Raw genomic sequence first — 4138 nt, 5'->3', positions numbered from 1 at the left:
CGCTCCCACAACTGACCGGGTTCTCCCGGACGACCGCGATCAAATGTGGGAGCGAGCTTGCTCGCGATAGGGCCCGAAAAGTCAGCAAAAATCTCGGACTAGCTCAGTCAGTCCGACTCAGTGAAGTCCACAAAAGCTGCGCCGCATAGCCTCGATAGGGTCGCCACGCTTCGGCTCGTTGCAACAATTGCCGAGCCGTCACCGCCTCACCTTCTAGCGCCGCCAGCGCATTGATCAACCCCACATCCCCGCTCGGAAACGCATCCGGATCGCGCAACTGCCGCAAGGCGATGTATTGCGCCGTCCAGTCACCAATCCCGTGCAACGCCAGTAGCCGCGCAACGCCGCCCTCCCGATCCGGCTCAAACAATAAAGGATCATCAAGCAATGCCTGAGCCACACCCGACAGCGTTCGACCACGGCTTTTCGGCATCCCCAACGCTGCCAGATCCACTGACGCCAAAGCGGCAGCCTGAGGAAACACATGGGTCACGCCGGGCAACGACGAAGCCAACGGCTCGCCATACTGCGCCACCAGTTTCCCCGCCAGTTTAATCGCCGCGCCCACGCTAATCTGCTGCCCCAACACCGCACGAATCGCCAACTCCAGGCCATCCCACGCCCCCGGCACCCGCAACCCCGGACGCTCGACAATCAACCGCGCCATCAATGGATCAACCGCCAGTTGCCGATGAATCGTTGCCAGGTCCACATCCAGATCAAACATCCGCCGCAGCCGCGCGATGATCTCTGGCACCGCCGTTGAATCAGGAAAATCCAGCGTCACTTCAAGCGCATCCGTCACTGCGGGCTTGATCGAAAACGTGCCATGAACACCGTTCAACCCGATGCTGCGCGAGTAAACGCCGCCAACCACGACCTCGATCCCGACAATCGCCCGCGCCGACAAAAAAACCAGCATCGCCGACCAGTCATAAGGTAGTTGGTACTCCAGCAACACCTTCATAACGCCTCCGATTTACGCTGACCAAGATGAACCAAGTTCGCCCGACAGACTGGAAAAGTCCCGATGATCGGTCCACTCTCGGACACGGCGACACCCGGATAAGCTATCAATAAAAGAAACTCCGAGGGCAGGCCTGAGGTCTGCCCTGATTCAATGCCTTTTTGAAGGAGAAACGCTAAATGGCAACGTTCGAGCCCGGTCACCTGCACATCGAGCGCCACGCGCTGAACAAGGACGATTACAGTTACAGCTTGAGCATCGACTATGAAGTCAGCCAGGATCCCAAGGAAGGCGAAGGCATGCTCTTCAAGATGCATGGCACGGTTGGGGACAAGGAGCTGAAGGAAGAATTCTTCCTGCCCAAAGATCAGGCCTTCGACTTCGCCCGGCATGCCACGCGCATCGCGCAGAAGTACGGGATGCCCAAAGAGGCCAGTATCGGCTCGATACACAAGGAGTACGACGCCATGTTTGAAGATGTGCGGGAGCAGCTCCACGTCAAATCCGGCGATCCGGTCAAACCCGAACATCTGGAATAACGCTTGGAAGATCAACAGATCGCAGCCTTCGGCAGCTCCTACGCCGAACGCATTCCCCTGTAGGAGCTGCCGAAGGTTCGGGCCGCGTTCGGACGATCTTTTCAAGCCATCCCCATTGCCGATTTCACCTCCCACCCTCCTCCAAGGCATACTTGCCACCCTCCGCACTCCAGAACCCAAAAAACGCCCCATGCGTATCCACGTCAGCTTCATCGACCGCGTCGGCATTACCCAGGAAGTCCTGGCCCTGCTCGGTGGGCGCAATCTCAATCTGGATGCGGTGGAAATGGTGCCGCCCAACGTCTACATCGACGCCCCGACCTTGAGTCCGCAAGTGCTCGAAGAACTGCGCGACGCGTTGTTCAGCGTACACGGCGTGCAAGCGGTGACGGTGGTCGACATTCTTCCCGGTCAGCGTCGGCACCTGCAGCTCGATGCGTTGCTCGCGGCCATGACCGACCCGGTCCTGGCGCTGGACAGTGCCGGCAAGGTGCTGCTGGCCAACCCGGCACTGATCGCCTTGTACGGTCGCGAGCCTGACGGCGAAAGCATCGCCGACCTGTTCGCCGACCCGGCACTGCTCGAAGCCCTGCTGGAAAACGGCTTCCGCCTGCCGCTGCGGGAAGTCACCGTCAACAGCCAGACGTTGCTGCTGGACGCCACACCGATTACCGACGCCGGCGCCCTGCTGACCCTGTATCAACCGAACCGCATCGGCGAACGCCTCTCGGCGCTGCACCACGACCATGCCGAAGGTTTCGATGCGCTGCTCGGTGAGTCCCCGGCGATTCGCACCCTCAAGGCTCGCGCCCAGCGTGTTGCGGCCCTCGATGCACCGTTGTTGATTCAGGGCGAAACCGGCACCGGCAAAGAACTGGTGGCGCGTGCCTGCCACGCCATTAGCGCCCGGCACAGTTCGCCATTTCTGGCGCTGAACTGTGCGGCATTGCCGGAGAACCTCGCCGAAAGCGAACTGTTCGGCTACGCCCCCGGCGCCTTCACCGGCGCACAACGGGGCGGCAAACCGGGGCTGATGGAACTGGCCAACCAAGGCACGGTGTTTCTCGATGAGATCGGCGAGATGTCGCCGTATTTGCAGGCCAAGTTGCTGCGCTTCTTGAACGACGGCAGCTTCCGCCGGGTGGGCGGGGATCGTGAGGTGAAGGTCAACGTGCGGATCCTCAGCGCCACGCACCGTGACCTGGAAAAAATGGTCAGCGAGGGTTCGTTCCGTGAAGACCTCTTCTATCGCCTCAACGTCCTGAACGTCGAAGTTCCGCCCCTGCGCGAACGCGGCCAGGACATCCTGTTGCTGGCCCGCTACTTCATGCAGCAGGCCTGCGCGCAGATCCAGCGTCCGGTCTGTCGCCTGGCGCCCGGCACTTATCCGGCACTGCTGGGCAATCGCTGGCCGGGTAACGTACGGCAATTGCAGAACGTGATCTTCCGCGCCGCTGCGATTTGCGAAAGCAGCCTGGTCGACATTGGCGACCTCGATATTGCCGGTACCTCCGTGGCACGTCAGAGTGACAGCGACGTCGACAGCCTCGAACAAGCCATGGAAGAGTTCGAAAAAACCCTGCTGGAAAAACTCTACGTCAGCTACCCCTCAACCCGCCAACTGGCCAGCCGTTTGCAAACTTCCCACACGGCGATCGCCCATCGGTTGCGCAAGTACGGCATTCCCAATAAGCCCTGAAGCCTCACTTGGCTTAGCATTGGAACGCGCGCCCCTGTAGGAGCTGCCGAAGGCTGCGATCTTTTGACTTTGAATTTGCAGCGCCTGCGACAAGATCGCAGCCTTCGGCAGCTCCTACGGGTCGGATTCCAATTCAAGGGCTTCTAACCTGCTCAAAAACGACCTCCATCTGTACTGAAAGCGCTACAGCGGAACGATATCGCTACACCCTCTCCTGATCACCGTTGTGCAAGGCTTTGATCCACTTAGTCTTTTTTCTCCACCCTGTGCTGTAGCGATTTCGCTACAGCCAGCAAATTCATACACCTTGAACAAACATATAAGTCATTGATTTATATCGATTAAATAACATTGGCCGCGATTTTGCTTAGTAACCGCTTATAAAGCAGGGCTTTTGCCCAAGCATTCAATCGCGTCCACCAGACGAGTCTGGCCCCCTTAGGAGTTTCCATGAGCGAGTTGCGTTTTACTGAAGATCACGAATGGCTGCGCACCGAAGCTGACGGCACTGTCACCGTCGGCATCACCGCTTTCGCACAGAACGCCCTCGGCGACGTGGTTTTCGTACAACTGCCTGAGCTGCAGTCCTACGACAAAGGCGCTGAAGCCGCCACCGTGGAATCGGTAAAAGCCGCCAGCGGCGTGTACATGCCGTTGGACGGTGAAGTGCTGGAAGTGAACCCGGCACTCGACAGCAGCCCTGAACTGGTCAACGAAGATCCGCTGGGTGAAGGCTGGTTCTTCCGCTTCCAGCCAACCGATGCATCGGCTGTCGCCAAACTGCTGGATCAAGACGCCTACGACCGTCTGATCAAAGCCAACGCCGAAGCCTGAGGAGCGCTGACATGACTCAAGTAAGCCTGACCACCGCCAACGAATTCATCGCCCGCCACATCGGCCCGCGTGCCGGCGACGAGCAAGCCATGCTCAATA

Annotated in this window: 4 protein-coding genes; 3 read left to right on the top strand and 1 reads right to left on the bottom strand. The window is 59.2% G+C overall.

Translation table 11 applies throughout. The features are described 5' to 3' along the window. Window positions 1-103 precede the first annotated feature (103 nt). Window positions 104-967, bottom strand: coding sequence for a DNA-3-methyladenine glycosylase (locus E3W21_RS02300; RefSeq protein ID WP_134417573.1), 864 nt, complete (start codon window positions 965-967; stop codon window positions 104-106). A gap of 179 nt (window positions 968-1146) precedes the next feature. On the opposite strand from E3W21_RS02300, the gene E3W21_RS02295 reads away from it, so the two are divergent. The 3 genes from E3W21_RS02295 (at window position 1147) to gcvH (ending at window position 4039) form a co-directional block, all read left to right on the top strand. After that, complete coding sequence (locus E3W21_RS02295) at window positions 1147-1506, top strand: DUF5064 family protein (RefSeq protein ID WP_134417571.1); 360 nt, start codon at window positions 1147-1149, stop codon at window positions 1504-1506. A 190-nt stretch (window positions 1507-1696) separates the two neighbouring features. Further along, on the top strand, window positions 1697-3205 hold the full coding sequence (locus tag E3W21_RS02290; RefSeq protein ID WP_134417569.1) for a sigma-54-dependent transcriptional regulator: 1509 nt from the start codon (window positions 1697-1699) through the stop codon (window positions 3203-3205). Between the two features lie 450 nt (window positions 3206-3655). Further along, on the top strand, window positions 3656-4039 hold the full coding sequence (gcvH, locus tag E3W21_RS02285) for a glycine cleavage system protein GcvH (protein ID WP_007949423.1): 384 nt from the start codon (window positions 3656-3658) through the stop codon (window positions 4037-4039). Window positions 4040-4138: the final 99 nt, after the last annotated feature.

The sequence above is a fragment of the Pseudomonas sp. F01002 genome, assembly GCF_004402115.1.
GTDB classification, from domain to species: Bacteria; Pseudomonadota; Gammaproteobacteria; order Pseudomonadales; family Pseudomonadaceae; genus Aquipseudomonas; species Aquipseudomonas frigoris.
This window is presented reverse-complemented; position numbering and strand designations above follow the sequence as displayed.

What these genes read in the sequence shown, in the direction of transcription:
- E3W21_RS02300 (WP_134417573.1), bottom strand. Translation starts at nt 967, where the DNA reads ATGAAGGTGTTGCTGGAGTACCAACTACCTTATGACTGGTCGGCGATG.
- E3W21_RS02295 (WP_134417571.1), top strand. Translation starts at nt 1,147, where the DNA reads ATGGCAACGTTCGAGCCCGGTCACCTGCACATCGAGCGCCACGCGCTG.
- E3W21_RS02290 (WP_134417569.1), top strand. Translation starts at nt 1,697, where the DNA reads ATGCGTATCCACGTCAGCTTCATCGACCGCGTCGGCATTACCCAGGAA.
- gcvH (WP_007949423.1), top strand. Translation starts at nt 3,656, where the DNA reads ATGAGCGAGTTGCGTTTTACTGAAGATCACGAATGGCTGCGCACCGAA.